This window comes from Enterococcus sp. AZ141 (assembly GCF_051714385.1).
Taxonomy (GTDB): Bacteria; Bacillota; Bacilli; order Lactobacillales; family Enterococcaceae; genus Enterococcus_D; species Enterococcus_D entomosocium.
In genome coordinates, this window is sequence record NZ_JBIORT010000001.1 from 891,457 (window position 1) to 905,307 (window position 13,851).

General features: G+C 44.4%; 14 protein-coding genes. 4 read left to right on the plus strand and 10 right to left on the minus strand.

Annotated features, from left to right (window positions below):
- Positions 1-10: 10 nt before the first annotated feature.
- Complete coding sequence (locus IGI89_RS04140; RefSeq protein WP_086316755.1) at positions 11-514, plus strand: GNAT family N-acetyltransferase; 504 nt, start codon at positions 11-13, stop codon at positions 512-514.
- Between the two features lie 43 nt (positions 515-557).
- Here IGI89_RS04140 and araD read toward each other — a convergent pair whose 3' ends face one another.
- From araD to ulaG, 7 genes are read right to left on the minus strand one after another with little or no spacing between them, the layout of a single operon-like run.
- Positions 558-1,244 (minus strand): L-ribulose-5-phosphate 4-epimerase AraD, encoded by a 687-nt coding sequence (gene araD / locus IGI89_RS04145; protein ID WP_035006426.1) that lies wholly within the window; start codon positions 1,242-1,244, stop codon positions 558-560.
- The gene (locus tag IGI89_RS04150) at positions 1,216-2,115 is read right to left on the minus strand and encodes an L-ribulose-5-phosphate 3-epimerase (protein ID WP_429961668.1); all 900 of its coding nucleotides are present in this window, start codon (positions 2,113-2,115) and stop codon (positions 1,216-1,218) included. The genes araD and IGI89_RS04150 overlap by 29 nt, the downstream gene beginning before the upstream one ends.
- Before the next feature lie 6 nt (positions 2,116-2,121).
- On the minus strand, positions 2,122-2,760 hold the full coding sequence (locus tag IGI89_RS04155; protein WP_008376529.1) for a 3-keto-L-gulonate-6-phosphate decarboxylase UlaD: 639 nt from the start codon (positions 2,758-2,760) through the stop codon (positions 2,122-2,124).
- A 56-nt stretch (positions 2,761-2,816) separates the two neighbouring features.
- Entirely contained in the window at positions 2,817-3,110 is a 294-nt protein-coding gene (locus IGI89_RS04160) for a PTS sugar transporter subunit IIB (protein ID WP_008376531.1), read from the minus strand.
- A gap of 23 nt (positions 3,111-3,133) precedes the next feature.
- Positions 3,134-4,600 (minus strand): PTS ascorbate transporter subunit IIC, encoded by a 1,467-nt coding sequence (locus tag IGI89_RS04165; protein WP_016609056.1) that lies wholly within the window; start codon positions 4,598-4,600, stop codon positions 3,134-3,136.
- Positions 4,601-5,074 carry a PTS sugar transporter subunit IIA gene (locus IGI89_RS04170; protein WP_010748562.1) on the minus strand — a complete coding sequence of 158 codons (474 nt, stop codon included), beginning with the start codon at positions 5,072-5,074 and terminating at the stop codon, positions 4,601-4,603.
- A gap of 46 nt (positions 5,075-5,120) precedes the next feature.
- Positions 5,121-6,185 carry an L-ascorbate 6-phosphate lactonase gene (ulaG, locus tag IGI89_RS04175; RefSeq protein ID WP_074934297.1) on the minus strand — a complete coding sequence of 355 codons (1,065 nt, stop codon included), beginning with the start codon at positions 6,183-6,185 and terminating at the stop codon, positions 5,121-5,123.
- A gap of 332 nt (positions 6,186-6,517) precedes the next feature.
- Here ulaG and IGI89_RS04180 point away from each other — a divergent pair, with 332 nt between their 5' ends.
- A complete protein-coding gene (locus tag IGI89_RS04180; RefSeq protein ID WP_005232717.1) occupies positions 6,518-7,285 on the plus strand; it encodes a DeoR/GlpR family DNA-binding transcription regulator in 768 nt (255 codons plus the stop codon).
- A 165-nt stretch (positions 7,286-7,450) separates the two neighbouring features.
- Here IGI89_RS04180 and IGI89_RS04185 read toward each other — a convergent pair whose 3' ends face one another.
- Positions 7,451-8,473 (minus strand): YeiH family protein, encoded by a 1,023-nt coding sequence (locus tag IGI89_RS04185; protein ID WP_005232718.1) that lies wholly within the window; start codon positions 8,471-8,473, stop codon positions 7,451-7,453.
- Between the two features lie 65 nt (positions 8,474-8,538).
- Here IGI89_RS04185 and IGI89_RS04190 point away from each other — a divergent pair, with 65 nt between their 5' ends.
- Both IGI89_RS04190 and uvrC read left to right on the plus strand, forming a co-directional pair.
- Positions 8,539-9,390 (plus strand): LysR substrate-binding domain-containing protein, encoded by an 852-nt coding sequence (locus IGI89_RS04190; protein WP_438735356.1) that lies wholly within the window; start codon positions 8,539-8,541, stop codon positions 9,388-9,390.
- Between the two features lie 231 nt (positions 9,391-9,621).
- Positions 9,622-11,412: an excinuclease ABC subunit UvrC gene (gene uvrC / locus IGI89_RS04195; RefSeq protein WP_005226686.1), complete on the plus strand. Its 1,791-nt coding sequence runs from the start codon at positions 9,622-9,624 to the stop codon at positions 11,410-11,412.
- 74 nt (positions 11,413-11,486) lie between these two features.
- On the opposite strand, the gene IGI89_RS04200 is transcribed toward uvrC, so the two are convergent.
- Together IGI89_RS04200 and IGI89_RS04205 are read right to left on the minus strand one after the other, a co-directional pair.
- On the minus strand, positions 11,487-12,227 hold the full coding sequence (locus IGI89_RS04200; protein WP_008376546.1) for a GntR family transcriptional regulator: 741 nt from the start codon (positions 12,225-12,227) through the stop codon (positions 11,487-11,489).
- A 191-nt stretch (positions 12,228-12,418) separates the two neighbouring features.
- A complete protein-coding gene (locus tag IGI89_RS04205; protein WP_005232725.1) occupies positions 12,419-13,699 on the minus strand; it encodes a PTS sugar transporter subunit IIC in 1,281 nt (426 codons plus the stop codon).
- Between the last annotated feature and the right edge of the window lie 152 nt (positions 13,700-13,851).

Consider the following 13,851-nt stretch of genomic DNA (forward strand, 5'->3'; position numbering starts at 1 on the left):
GAGGAACTGCATGAAGCCGATATTTCGTCCGATCCAATCTCAAGATGATGCGCCATTAGCTGCTATCATTCGCAAAAGCTTGACCGACCACCAGTTGGCGGTTCCAGGAACTGCCTATTTTGATCCCGAGTTAGACCACTTAAGTGAATTTTATGCAGCAGATCCTGCTAGCCGCCATTATTTTGTCGTCACCGATGAATCGGGTATCCTTTTAGGCGGCGGTGGTCTTGCCACTTATGATTCAGAAGGGCAAATCGCCGAGCTGCAAAAATTTTATCTCAGTGATGCCGCCAAAGGGCAGCGCCTCAGCTATCCCCTGCTGGCGAAGATCGAGGCCAAAGCTTTTGAACTAGGCTATCGGCAACTCTATTTAGAATCCCATCATTCTTTAGAAGCTGCCTTGCATGTCTATCAAAAAGCCGGCTATCGCGCATTGTCCCAGCCACTATTGGCGGCACAGCATACCACGATGGATCGCTTTTATGTGAAAACACTCGTTGAAGAAAACGAATAGAAAAGCAGCCATTCCTTGATCGCTAGGAATGGCTGCTTTTCCGTTATCCTTGTCCATAATAAGCATGTTCGCCATGCTTGCGGAAATAATGTTTATCCAGCAAATAATCAGCGATCGGTGTTCGATCCAAGGTCAAAGCTTCGGTACCTAGTGCCATTTCTGCAACCTCTTCTAAAACAATACTATTGCTGACCGCTTGTTCCGCAGATTGCCCCCAAGTAAAGGGACCGTGTCCCGCTGTGAGGACAGCTGGGCATGCAAGCGGATCTAATCCCCGCTTTTCAAACGTCTCGACAATGACTTTGCCGGTTTCTTTTTCATAGTCTGCCGTTACCTCAGAGGCCCGTAATGGTCGTGTACAAGGGACACTACCATAAAAAGTATCCGCATGCGTCGTTCCATATGCAGGAATGTCTCGCTGTGCTTGCGCCCATTTTACCGCATTTGTCGAATGCGTATGGACGATCGCCTTGACGCCTTCGAAGTGCTTATACAATAGCGCATGGGTTTTGATATCCGAGGAAGGCTTCAACGTCTTCGCCTCTTTCGGTGTTCCCGTTAAGTCGCAAACCACCATTGAATCAACCGTCATCGTCTGATAATCAACACCACTTGGTTTAATGACGATAATCCCTAAATCTCGATCAATCTCACTGACATTTCCCCAAGTCAGCTTTACTAGCCCTTCCTCAGGCAGTCTCTTATTGGCTTGATAAACTCGCTCTTTCATCAATTGAAGCTGATTGATCAAGGTAACCGACCTCCTTTAGTTTTGGTAATAAAAATGCTTTGGCTTGTTCAATCTCCCCAATCGGGTCAGCGCTCGTCTCACTCCACATCTCGATGACAAAAGAACCGTTATAATTCAACCGCTTCAGCGTGCGTAAGCAGCCATCAAAATCAACACACCCAGTGCCAAACGGTACTTCTTTAAACTTTCCTCGAAACTTATCTGAGACCGCCAATGTATCTTTCAAATGAATCTGGGTAATCTCGCAAATGCCTTTTTCTAATTCATAACCGACATCATTTTCTGGCCAGGCCGACAGGTTCCCGACATCTGGATAGACTTGTAGATAGGGTGAAGGGATCTGCTCCTTGATCCGTAAATACTTTGAGATAGAATTCAGAAACGGATCATCCATGATCTCTAGTGACAAAACGACCCCCTTTTCAGACGCCCTGGCGACGGCTTCTTTTAGATTGGCAATGAACCATTCGCGGCTACAAAGACTTTTTTCCTCATAATACACATCGTATCCGGCTAATTGGATGCAGCGAATACCCAAATCTGAAGCCAAGTCGATGGCTTTTTCCATCAGATGCATCGCGTGCTTGCGCTTTTTTTCATCGATCGAACCAAAGGGAAACCGCCGATGTCCACTGAGACATAAAGACAAGATTTTGATCCCCGAGTCATAGATTGCCTCGACGATCTCTTTGCGCTGTGCTTGGTTCCACTCTAGGCGTGCCAAGCGTTCATCGGATTCATCGATGGACATTTCAATGAAGTCGAAACCTCGGTCTTTGACAAACTGCAATCGTTCCGGCCAAGAAAGGGCTTTGGGTGTTGCTTTTTCATATAGACCGATCAAACTCATAGAAAACTACCCCCAAATCCGTAAAATCTCTTGCTTGAAATCAACTGCTGCTTGTTGCGGATCGTCAGCGGCAGTGATGCCTCGTCCTGTGATAAAGGTATACACATCAATGCCGGCAAACAGAGCCAACGTCTCGACGCTCAATCCTCCCGTGACGGACACTCGAAACCCCATATCGATCAATTTACGGACTTTCGTTAAATCTTTTTCTCCCCATGTTTCACCAGCTAACAATGCGTCACGACTTTGATGATAGATGGCTTGTGAGATGCCGGCATCTAGCCACTGCTGTGCTTGCTGGTAGGTCCAGTCACCATATAATTCTACTTGGATCTCAGCAATTTCTTTTGCCGCTGCCTTCATTGTTGGGATCGTTGCTGCACAAATCACGGTCATATAATCCGCGCCAGCTTGCTGGCAGTTTTTGGCGACCGTCCCACCGGCATCGGCACATTTTGTGTCTGCTACGATCAACTTCTCCGGATACATTGCTCGGAAACAGCGTAATACCTGTTCTCCTTCTTGCAACAATAAAATAGTCCCTGCTTCAATAATATCAACCACATCGCCGACTTTTTTGATATCTGCCAGTGCACTAGCTAAATCGGAGTGATCGCAAGCAATCTGTAGTTTTGGTATACTCATGAAATTCCCCTCTCTTTTGTTCGATCATCTTTTTGTTCTTGTCACGTCCTGATGCACTACTCCTTCGAAAGACCCGCTTCTCTGACCCGCTCAATAATTTCTTTAGGGGACATCACATTTCTGACTCCGATCACTGTTACGCCCTTTTCTTTGGCTTTATCGAACATATTGACAAAGTTCATTGGCGTAAAGACCACATCGTAATTCTTGGCGGTGCTTTTGCCTTCAGAAATCGCGCAATGATGAATAGAGGTGATCGTGATCCCTTCTGACTTCAAAGCTTTTTCGACACTCCGCATCATCATCAAACTTGTTCCTGATCCATTTGCACAAGATACCAATACTCTCATCTTCTTTTCCTCCTAAGAATTCATTATTTTTGTTTTTCTACATACGCATCATAATCATCTACGATCAAGAAATACCCTTCTGGATCTCTGCGGTACTGCAACTGTGGAATCACTAATAAGATCACCACTACAAGAACCACACCAATGATGCCTAAGAATTTCATCAATACTGTAAAGAATGGCCAGACGGTCGCCCAGTCGAACATCCCAAGATAGCCGCCATATTGAGACAATCCTACCCAAGTAGCGATCAATGCCGAACCACCGATCTGAATAATGCCTGATAAGAATGGGAAGAGACAAGCCGCCTTGATGCCTCCGCGGTTGTTGGCAAAAACGGCGATCGCTGCGTTATCAAAGAACAGTGGGATAAACCCAGCAATGACGATCGTTGGTGAACGGAACAAAATCAGTAAAGCAATCATTAAGAATTGTCCTAATGCACCGAATAAAAAGCCCACCGTCACGGCATTTGGCGACCCAAAGGCAAAGGTTGCGGCGATATCGATCCCTGGAACAGCACCTGGTAAAATCGTATTCGAGATTCCTTGGAATGACTCGGTCAATTCAGAAACGAAAGTGCGGACACCTAATTGAAGAATTGCTAAATAGACGGCAAACATTAGTGAAGTTTGTAAAATATAAAATAAGAAACTTTGTCCTTCTGCCATAAATCCTGCTGTTATTAAATAATCTTGTCCAAGCGTTACTAAAATGATACCGAAGAAAAAGAGCATCAAAATCGAAGTCGATACCATATTTTCATTGAAGACCGATAAAAAACCCGGTAGTTCGACATCTTCTAATTTGCGGTTGGATTTGTTCTTTTTGAAGCGTTCCGCAAGTCGTGCAAAGAAGTAAACACCAAACATCTGTTGATGGGCAATCGCAAAACCAGCACCTTCCGTCAAATCTTGACAGATGCCCACGGTCAAATTGGACCCCACCGCCCAATAGCAGCCTAAGATCAAGCCCATGACAAGTAAGACTTCGATTCGACCCAGGTCTGGGAAACAGAATAGCAGCAGCCAAAAGGCCGTTGCGGCTTGCTGTACTTGCACATTTCCAGTAGTGAAGACGGCCCGCAGCTTCGTATATTTTTTGAAGCGAACGAGTAAGATATTAAAAACAAAGGCAATCAATAATAAGAGCATCGTGTCACCAAAGGTGCGTCCAAATCGTTCTTCAATGCCGGCGGTGATCGCATTTTGACCAAAATACGGGTCAGTGACCATCGCATCTAATTCAAAACGCTCCTTAAGCCCCACCAGGATCGGACGGAAATTATTGACCAATCCACCAGAGCCAATCGTCAAAATCAAGTAACCAACGGTGGCCTTTAAGAAACCTGCAACACATTCAACAAACGGCCGTTTCAATAGTAAGTAACCAATCAGTACAATAAAACCGATCAAAAAAGCTGGCTGCATCAAAATATTCTGAGCAAAGTAATCCCAGCATCTCAATAAGAAATCTCCTACCATTTCCATCTAATCCCTGCTTTCTTTTTGGTCATATTTCTCCATCACCGCTTCAAAATCTGCCATTGTTTTTACACCTAGTAAATCTTCCACCAGCCCTTCTTCCATCAGCATTTCGGATAAACTAGCGATATTGTTCATATGTGCTTCAGCGTTTTTGGCAGCGAGCATAAAGAACAACTGCGCCTCTTTGTCGGGGTCATCATCTTGAAATGAAACGGGGGCTGGAAAAATCGTCAATCCGATCCCCGTTCCTAAGACACCTTTGCTTTCTGCTGAAGAATGGGGCATGGCTACTTTGGGAATGATCACAATATAAGGACCGTATTGATGAACATCCCGAATGACATCTTCAATATACTGATCCGTGATCAACGCCTTTTGCTTTAATCCTTCGCCACTCGCCCAGATAGCGGCTTCCCAATCTTCGGGCTGTTCATGATTGATCGCAACCAACTCATTTTCATAAAAATAACGCAGCATTACCTTTGCTCCTTTCAAATTTGGCTTTTGCAGCATCCCCCTTCTTTTATAAAAAAGAAGGGAATGGCGTATCATTATCGACCGAAAACACATCTTTGAAGCCGCGATAGAAATTAAATTCAAGATCATCTTTATTCGTTGGGTAGGTAAATTTGCCGCCAACTTGCCAAATATACGGTTTAAACTCATAGTTCAAACGATCTTTTTTAAACTTCCAAATCTCAGTGATCTCCTTTGGATCAGCCATAAAATTGGACCAGATATCATAGTGTACAGGTATCACTACTTTGGCATTGAGGGATTCGGCCATCCGCAACATATCGACTGAAGTAACCTTGTCGGTGATGCCCCGCGGGTTTTCGCCATATGCACCTAAGCAAACATCGATCTTGTACTGATTCCCATGTTTAGCAAATACATTCGAATAATGAGAATCTCCAGCGTGATAAATCGCCCCACCGGAAGTCTCAAACAAGTAATTGACTGCGATACGATCCATGTCCTGTGGCATTTTTCCTTTCAAGCTGGTATCCGGATCTTCACAAGTAATCAGAGCGGTTCGATCGAATGCTTCTAAAGCGACGATTTTCACCTGCCCAATGGTCACTTCATCCCCTGGTTTGACCACGATGGTTTTTTCTTCTGGTATTCCCCATTTCAACCAAGTTGCAACGACTTCATGGGGACCGACGAATTTTGCTTCTGGACAATTTTGATGGACTGCAGCTGCGGTATTGATGTCTAAATGATCGGAATGAATATGGGTCACCACTAACGCATCCACTCCTTTGATTTCAAATGGATCGATCACAAAGGGCTGCGTCCGTAAGTTAGGCTGCATTTCCTGTACACCACTCATCCGCATCATTTGATGGCCTTTTTTCATTTGCCCATTCCCATGGCTGCGCTTGCCAGTGCCGCACCAAAGGTCGCATAAAATGTTGGTTCCTTCCGCACTCTTTAACCAAATACCCGTACAGCCTAGCCACCACATGGAAACTGTGCCTTCTTTCACAAGTTCACTTTCGATCTCCTCGTTTAAATAGGTTCCCCATTCTGGAAACGTATTTAACAGCCAACTCTCTTTCGAAACATCATTTACGTGTACCATCTTTGATCCTCCCTTGCTTATTTACACCTTGATTCTAACATATAGAAAAACGCTTTCAATCAAGTTTTATGTTAATTTATCTTATTATATGTTAATTTACCGAGAAATAAATGTGATTATTTAATATATATGGTAATGTTTCTGTGATATGTTAAAATGAGTTCGAAAGAAGAAACAACAAACACATCGTTGCTTCTCAACAAGTGGTGTGGGATCATCACTTGAACTTGCGAGAAGGAGGCGAGAAGGTTTTTGCTATGCAAAGGCAATCGCAATCTGGATAAACGATGAAAGACAAGAATAGAATAAAGCGCATGTAAGGAGGAAGTATCGTGAAACGTTCCAATGAAGAAGTGAGGCAAAGGAGAAAACAATTGATCGATCTGATAAAAACATCTGGTTTTTCTGATGTGAAGACCCTCAGTCATCAGTTGGGAGTATCAGAGATGACGATCCGCAGAGACTGTACCGTACTGAGTGAGATGGGTCAGATCAAACAAACCCACGGAAAAATCGAATACTGTGAAGCTTATGAAGATGAAGCGCATCCCACCGACTCGATCGAGTACATCAAAGATCGACTGGCCAAAGAAGCGGCTCGCCAAGTAAAAGATGGCGATACCCTTTTCGTCAACACGAGTACTAGCGCCGCTCAAACGTTGCGCCATCTCACAGACAAACGAATCAGTTTGTTGACGAACAATACAAGTGTGATCCAAATGGAACACCATCCAAAATCAACGATCGTTTTAAGTGGCGGCGAAATACGCTATCCTAAAGCGGCCTTGTCAGGGGATATCGCCGTGGAGTCGTTTTCTCATGTTCGTTCTGATGTTACGATCATTGGTTGTAGTGGGTTAGATTTACAGACTGGCATTTCCACTTCAGTGATCCACGAAGCCAAAGTCAATGCGAAAATCATCGAAAATTCTGGCAAGTTGATCGTTATCGCGGATTATCGCAAAATCGGTAAGCAATCCAATTTTACGATTGGCGCAATTGCGGCTATCGATCTGCTGATTACCGACCATTATTCTGATCCCAAAGTCATCGACTTGATTGAGCAACAAGGTGTTCAAGTCATCCAAGTCCCCGTCTAACCATCTTTGTCGCTAAAAAAAGCCCGACAGTTGATCTGAAAAGCCACGCCTTGCTGCCTCTTCCAACAGAAACAGCAAAGCGTGCCCTTCGATCAACCGTCGTGGCTTTTTTCGTTAAACAATCGTACGCTTCAAACGTGCTTTATGGGATGTGCCTCGTGTGAATCAGAGCCGCAGCAACCAAATCAACGCAACAGCACCCACGGTTTGGACGGCTCCAACGGAAAGACCATAGAATAAAAAGCGCGGTCCTTCTTTTAAAAACTTGCGGAAATCCAGGCGCAAACCGATGGCTGCCAACGCCGTTGTTTCAAACCACGTACTGATAAAATGAGCCCCCTCATTCAACCAGCTAGGCAGCGGCAAGAAGCTGTTCAAGATACAGATGGTCAAGAAGCCCAACACATACCAAGGGATTGGCAGCCGTAGCTTACCTTTGCCTTTGGTTTTGGTGGGGGTCTTTGTCGTCATTCGTTCAAAAACAATGACGACGACTGCCAACATGATGATGCGCGCGATTTTAAAGAGCATCGCGTATTTGACGGTGTCGGCATCAATCAAACTAGCCCCCGCCACGACTTGCCCGACGGATTGCAGTGTGCCGCCAAGTAAGGCACTTTTTTGCAATAGATCATCGCCGTATAAGGCCAAGCCTAAAAACGGCAGCGTCAGCATCATCACCGTTCCTAAAAGATTGACCAAGGTGATGATCTGCCCTTTTTCTTCATCATCGGCATCAATGGCTGGTGCGATCGCCGCAATCGCAGAGGACCCGCAGACAGCATTGCCGCCTGCCATCATCAGGCTCATCTTTTGATTAAAGCCCAATTTTTTCCCTATCAAATAAGCAGCGGTAATGACCAAGCTCATCATCAGCAAAATAAAGAGAAAGCCCCGAAGACCCATTTCACTGATAGTCTGGAAAGTGACGGTAAAGCCCAGCAAAACCACCGAATATTCTAGGAGACGACTTTCCGCAACCTTCGTCCCGACTTGATAGCGTTCTTGCTTGAACAGTGTATTTCCTAAAATGATTCCTAATAAAATAGCAAGGGTTGCTCCCCCTAATTTTGGCACAGCCAAAGCCATGATTCGGGCGATGACGGCTACCGAAAAGGACAGGAACAAACCGGGAAGTATCAAAGCTGTTTGTCGTTGCTTCATTGCTTTCATCCTTTCATATAACATCCATTATACACAGATTGACCGATCAGTAGGATTTATTGGTATAATAGTTATGATTGAATTTTCTAATGGAAGGGATTGCAATGTTAAAATTATTGGAGACCTTTAAGATGGTCTATGAAACGAAAAATTTTTCGAAAGCTGCCGAATTGCTATTTATTTCGCAGCCCACGGTTTCTGCTCAAATCAAGCAGTTGGAACAAGACCTGGATACACCGCTTTTTTTACGCAATGGTCGCAAAAACGTGATCGCCACGCCCCAAGCAGAGTACCTTTACGAAAAGGCACTGAATTTATTGGATGAGTGGTCGACGATCGCCAGCGAGATCCATACCAACACACAGCATCAAAGCCACTGTGCCCTAGGCATCTCTCATACCTATGCGATGGCCTTGATGCCTGACTTGATGATTGCTTTATACAACGCCTTTCCCACGGTGCGTTTCCGGGTATCGATGATGAACTCCGCTGAAGTCTTAACAGCGCTTGAACAACATCAACTGGATTTAGGGATCATTGAAAAACCCTTATCCGCACCGAGTATTTTGCGTTTTCCGATTTTGAAAGATCAGCTCGTCTTAGCTGGCGATCCCCAAACCGGTCCTTGGCTCGTCCGAGAAGCGAGTTCTGGTGTCTACTATTACACTAAGCGCTATCTGGAGGAACAGAACATTCAAGGACCGATCATCGAGATCGCCAGCAATGAATTGATCGTCGCTTTGCTGAAACAAGGCTTCGGCTGTTCGATCCTTTCCAAGCGAGCCGCCCACGGCATTGGCTATCAACTGCTGGATAAAAACTTTGAGCGCCAATTTTACCTCATCCAGCGCAAAGTAGTCACAGAACCAGCCATTGAGGGATTGCGGACCTTCATTCAGGAGTGGTCGCAAAACGATCCCTCACAGGTGGCAAGCGTATAAAAACAAACTGATTTTTTGGGGGAACCACCGCCTCGTGGGATTTCTTAACCTTTTCTTACGATTACGCTTCCTCGCTGCCGATCTGGTCCGATTGATTGTTTCTTAAGAAATTTGTGCTAAAATGAGGAGTACTGGCTATGGGCTCTAACGTTCCCCTTTTTGAGGGAAACTTAGACCGCCCTTTGACTACTTTTGCAGTTCGTGAGCAAACCAGTAAGAAAGGATCTTGAAATGAACGAACAAATCAAGAACAAATTAGCGCTGCTTCCCGATCAACCCGGTTGTTATTTAATGAAAGATAAAAATAACAAAATCATCTATGTTGGGAAAGCCAAAATTTTAAAAAATCGTGTCCGTTCGTACTTTACCGGCAGTCACGATACGAAAACCGAACGGCTTGTTCAAGAAATCAATGATTTTGAGTACGTCGTTACCGAATCAAATACGGAAGCCTTATTGCTGGAAATCAATTTGATTCAAAAAAACAAACCGAAATACAATATCATGCTAAAGGACGACAAGTCGTATCCTTTTATTAAAGTGACCAAAGAGCGCTATCCGCGTCTGATCATCACTCGTAAAGTTTTAAAAGACGGAGCTTTATATTTTGGCCCCTATCCTGATGCACGAGCAGCCAATGAAACCAAACGGGTGCTGGATCGTCTCTTTCCTTTACGAAAATGCGGTCCTTCTCAAAAGCGGCCTTGTCTTTATTATCATTTGGGTCAATGCGTCTGTCCTTATGTCAACAATGTAGATCCCAAGGATTATCAGAAGATCGTTGATCAAGTCAAACACTTTTTCCACGGCGGTCACGTCGATATTTTGAAAGACCTGAAAGAGAAGATGGGCGAAGCCATTGAAACGTTAGAGTTTGAACGAGCGGCTGAGCTGCGGGATCAGATCCAAGCAATCGATACCGTCATGACGCGACAAAAAATGACTCTGACAGATCTGATGGACCGTGATGTCTTTGGCTACAGTGTCGACAAAGGCTGGATGTGTGTCCAAGTCTTTTTTATCCGTCAAGGAAAGCTGATCGAACGAGAAGTCTCTTTGTTTCCTTTCTACAATGAAGCGGATGAGGATTTCTTGACCTTCGTCGGCCAGTTTTACCAAAAGAATGAACACTTCATTCCCAAAGAAGTCTTTGTTCCGCAAAATGTCGATGCTGCCCCATTAGAAGCGCTGCTGGAAACCAAAGTCCTGCAGCCCCAACGAGGCGACAAAAAGAAATTGGTCGATTTGGCCAATAAAAATGCCCGCATTGCTTTAGCACAAAAATTTGCGTTGATCGAGCGTACTGAAGAACGGACGATCGGTGCAGTGGATCGTCTAGGCGAAGCCATGGGGATCGCGACACCTTATCGGATCGAAGCCTTCGATAACTCCCACATCATGGGGACCGACCCGGTGTCTGCAATGGTGGTTTTTGTCGACGGGAAGCCGTTTAAAGATGATTATCGGAAATATAAGATCCGTACCGCACAAGGCGGCGACGATTATGGCTCTATGCAAGAAGTCATCTATCGCCGATACTCTCGTGTCCTAAAAGAAAACCTGCCTTTTCCTGATCTGATCATCATCGATGGTGGGAAAGCCCAAGTCGGTGCTGCCCAAGAAGTGCTGTATAACCAGCTAGGTTTAGATATTCCCGTTGCCGGTTTAGTGAAGAACAACAAACACAAAACCAGCGAGTTGATTTTCGGGGAGTTTTTAGATCCGATCCAGCTGGAACGCAATTCTGTGGAATTCTTTTTGCTGCAACGGATCCAAGATGAGGTCCATCGTTTTGCGATCACCTTCCATCGCCAATTGCGCAGTAAAAACAGCTTTTCTTCCAAACTGGATGAAATTCCTGGCTTAGGACCAAAACGCAAGCAACAGCTGATGAAAACCTTCAAGTCGTTAAAAAACATCCAAGCAGCTTCCGTGGAAGAGATCCAGCAAGCTGGCATCCCCAAAGCCGTTGCGGAAACTATCTTAGCCAAACTAGGCGATCAAAATCAACCCACTTCTTAAGTCAAAACAAAAACGCTTCATAGCCAACAGTAGCTATGAAGCGTTTTTTCATTGAAGAAGCATTTTGTAAGCCGTTACTTTTTGCGGTGCTGTAACAGATCAGGCTTCATGTCTAACATGGAATAGCCACGAACATCATACCGATTGCGGCTGCAGGAATAGTCCACTGGACGTCCCGATTCTAAATAGATGATCTGTTCTAATTCCAATACTGGGTCATCTGCTTGGCACGCTAAATAGGTTTGATCGTATTCATCGCTTTTGGCAGCCTGAAAGGTCCGATAAGCACCAGCAAATTTGTAGCCTAAATCTTGCAGTAGATAGTCATAGACGGATTCTTCCAAGATTTCTTTCGTCAAACCGCTGACCAGATCCAACGGCATATAGGAATGCTCGAGTATGTATGGATTGCCTTCTAAGATCCGCAAACGGATCACATGATAGATTGGTTGTTCGGCAGTGATCTGAAGCATCTCTTGAATTCTTGTTGTAGGAAAACAGACTTCAAAGGTGATGACTTGGCTAGTCAATGTCCGTTTTTCTTGTTTCATCTGATAGCTCAGGCCTTTGTATTCTGTCACCGATGAGGTATCTTTGCCCCAAAAGGAATGATTCAAAACTTTGGTCCCTAAGCCGCGCTTTGTCAGCAGCAAGCCTTCCATAATCAGGATATTCACCGCATTTTTAATCGTCATTCGGCTGACGCCAAACTCTTCCACTAACTCTGTTTGATAAGGTAAAAGACTGTCTTTCGGATAAGTTCCGTCCTTGATTCTTTTACGCAGAACATCTGCGATCTCCATATATTTGGGCATTTTGCCACCTCCAAAACGTGTGTTGTATTGTATTGATTGAAAAACGATAAAAGAACCGGCCAAACGAAAAGAGTGTCATCACACCACTGCACCTTCCAATGAAGCAGTGTGATAAGGGGTATTGCACTCTGATCGCGGCCGGATAAGGTCTATTACGTTTGGCGCTTGTTTCTAATCGACTCGATCAGACATTACGCATTTTTTAAACGGCGTGTTTCTTGAATTTGCGCCATTTTCACGAACGGCAAGTAGATAACGATTGACAAGATCAAGTTAACAGCTGCCAAGATTCCGCCAGCAATACTTTGTGTCGACAAAATACCGCCGATGATTGGTGGCGTCGTCCATGGTGCGATGACGGTACTTGCAGGAACTAAGCCAGTTGCGGTTGCAAAATAAGCAGTCGTTACTAAAACAAGTGGGGTCAACACATATGGGATGAACAAGATTGGGTTCAAGACAACTGGTAACCCAAACATCACTGGTTCATTGATCATGAACACACCTGGTGCAACGGATAGTTTTGCGACAGTCATATACGCTTTATGATGACGAGCAACTAAAAAGATCGCAATCAAAAGACCTAGTGTCGCACCTGTTCCGCCGATGTTCACGAAAGAATCAAAGAATGGTTTGTTGACGATATAAGGCAAATCTGTTCCTGCTTCTAATGCTCGTGCGTTTGCTTCGATCGCTGGCACATTGATCGTTTGCATGAACGGGTCGATGATGTTGGCACCATGTAAACCAAAGAACCATAAGAATGCAGAGATAAAACCTAATAGCAAAGCAGCTGGATAAGAGTTTGCCAAGCCCATGAATGGTTGTTGCACCAATTCATAGAAGGACAATACGATACTTGTCACACCAAATGCTTGGAAAATTGCTGTAAACAAAGCAAAGATCGATACGGTGATCATTGCTGGGAATAATGCAGCAAATGAACGTGAAACTGCTGGTGGTACGCCATCAGGCATGTTGATGACTAAGCGTGGGTTGCCAGCTAGACGACGGAAGATCTCAGTAGAAATGATCGATACGATTAATGCTAAAAATAATCCTTGAGAACCAAGTCCGGCAGCTGTTAACAAACCATCTGGGCCTGTCGCCATTGCACCTAATGCGAAGAAACTTGCAACTGAGATCGCCCCAGCACCTAATGCGTCTTGATTGTAGCTTTTAGCTAAATTATACGCTACTGTGAAAGCGATTAACAGACCAAGTATTGAAAAAGTACCTGCTGACAAGTTGTTCCCAAAGGCTTGCCATGTTCCTTCACCAAAAATGCCATTCATAAAATCAATATAGGCAGGGATTGGTAAGTTGTTGATCAATACCCCAAAAGAGCCTAAGATCATCAACGGCATCGTTACGATAAATCCGTCACGAATGGCCACTAGATGTCTTTGAGAGCCTATTTTAGAAGCGATCGGAATAAAGTGCTTCTCCATAAATCCAATAAATTTATCCATTGTTTTTTCTCCTTTCAAACCCTAAACAAAATAATGAAACCGATTTCTACTAAAGAATACCACGAGAACGTTTCCATGTCTAGTCTTTTCTTTATCAAAACTGTGCTTTTATTTAACCCAGCTTATCATTTGCAAAAACAGGTGGTTTTTTA

Bases quoted from the DNA above. Each gene is read 5' to 3' on its own strand.
- IGI89_RS04140 (WP_086316755.1), top strand. From the start codon at position 11: ATGAAGCCGATATTTCGTCCGATCCAATCTCAAGATGATGCGCCATTA.
- araD (WP_035006426.1), bottom strand. From the start codon at position 1,244: ATGAAAGAGCGAGTTTATCAAGCCAATAAGAGACTGCCTGAGGAAGGG.
- IGI89_RS04150 (WP_429961668.1), bottom strand. From the start codon at position 2,115: ATGAGTTTGATCGGTCTATATGAAAAAGCAACACCCAAAGCCCTTTCT.
- IGI89_RS04155 (WP_008376529.1), bottom strand. From the start codon at position 2,760: ATGAGTATACCAAAACTACAGATTGCTTGCGATCACTCCGATTTAGCT.
- IGI89_RS04160 (WP_008376531.1), bottom strand. From the start codon at position 3,110: ATGAGAGTATTGGTATCTTGTGCAAATGGATCAGGAACAAGTTTGATG.
- IGI89_RS04165 (WP_016609056.1), bottom strand. From the start codon at position 4,600: ATGGAAATGGTAGGAGATTTCTTATTGAGATGCTGGGATTACTTTGCT.
- IGI89_RS04170 (WP_010748562.1), bottom strand. From the start codon at position 5,074: ATGCTGCGTTATTTTTATGAAAATGAGTTGGTTGCGATCAATCATGAA.
- ulaG (WP_074934297.1), bottom strand. From the start codon at position 6,185: ATGGTACACGTAAATGATGTTTCGAAAGAGAGTTGGCTGTTAAATACG.
- IGI89_RS04185 (WP_005232718.1), bottom strand. From the start codon at position 8,473: ATGTTATATGAAAGGATGAAAGCAATGAAGCAACGACAAACAGCTTTG.
- IGI89_RS04190 (WP_438735356.1), top strand. From the start codon at position 8,539: ATGGAAGGGATTGCAATGTTAAAATTATTGGAGACCTTTAAGATGGTC.
- uvrC (WP_005226686.1), top strand. From the start codon at position 9,622: ATGAACGAACAAATCAAGAACAAATTAGCGCTGCTTCCCGATCAACCC.
- IGI89_RS04200 (WP_008376546.1), bottom strand. From the start codon at position 12,227: ATGCCCAAATATATGGAGATCGCAGATGTTCTGCGTAAAAGAATCAAG.
- IGI89_RS04205 (WP_005232725.1), bottom strand. From the start codon at position 13,699: ATGGATAAATTTATTGGATTTATGGAGAAGCACTTTATTCCGATCGCT.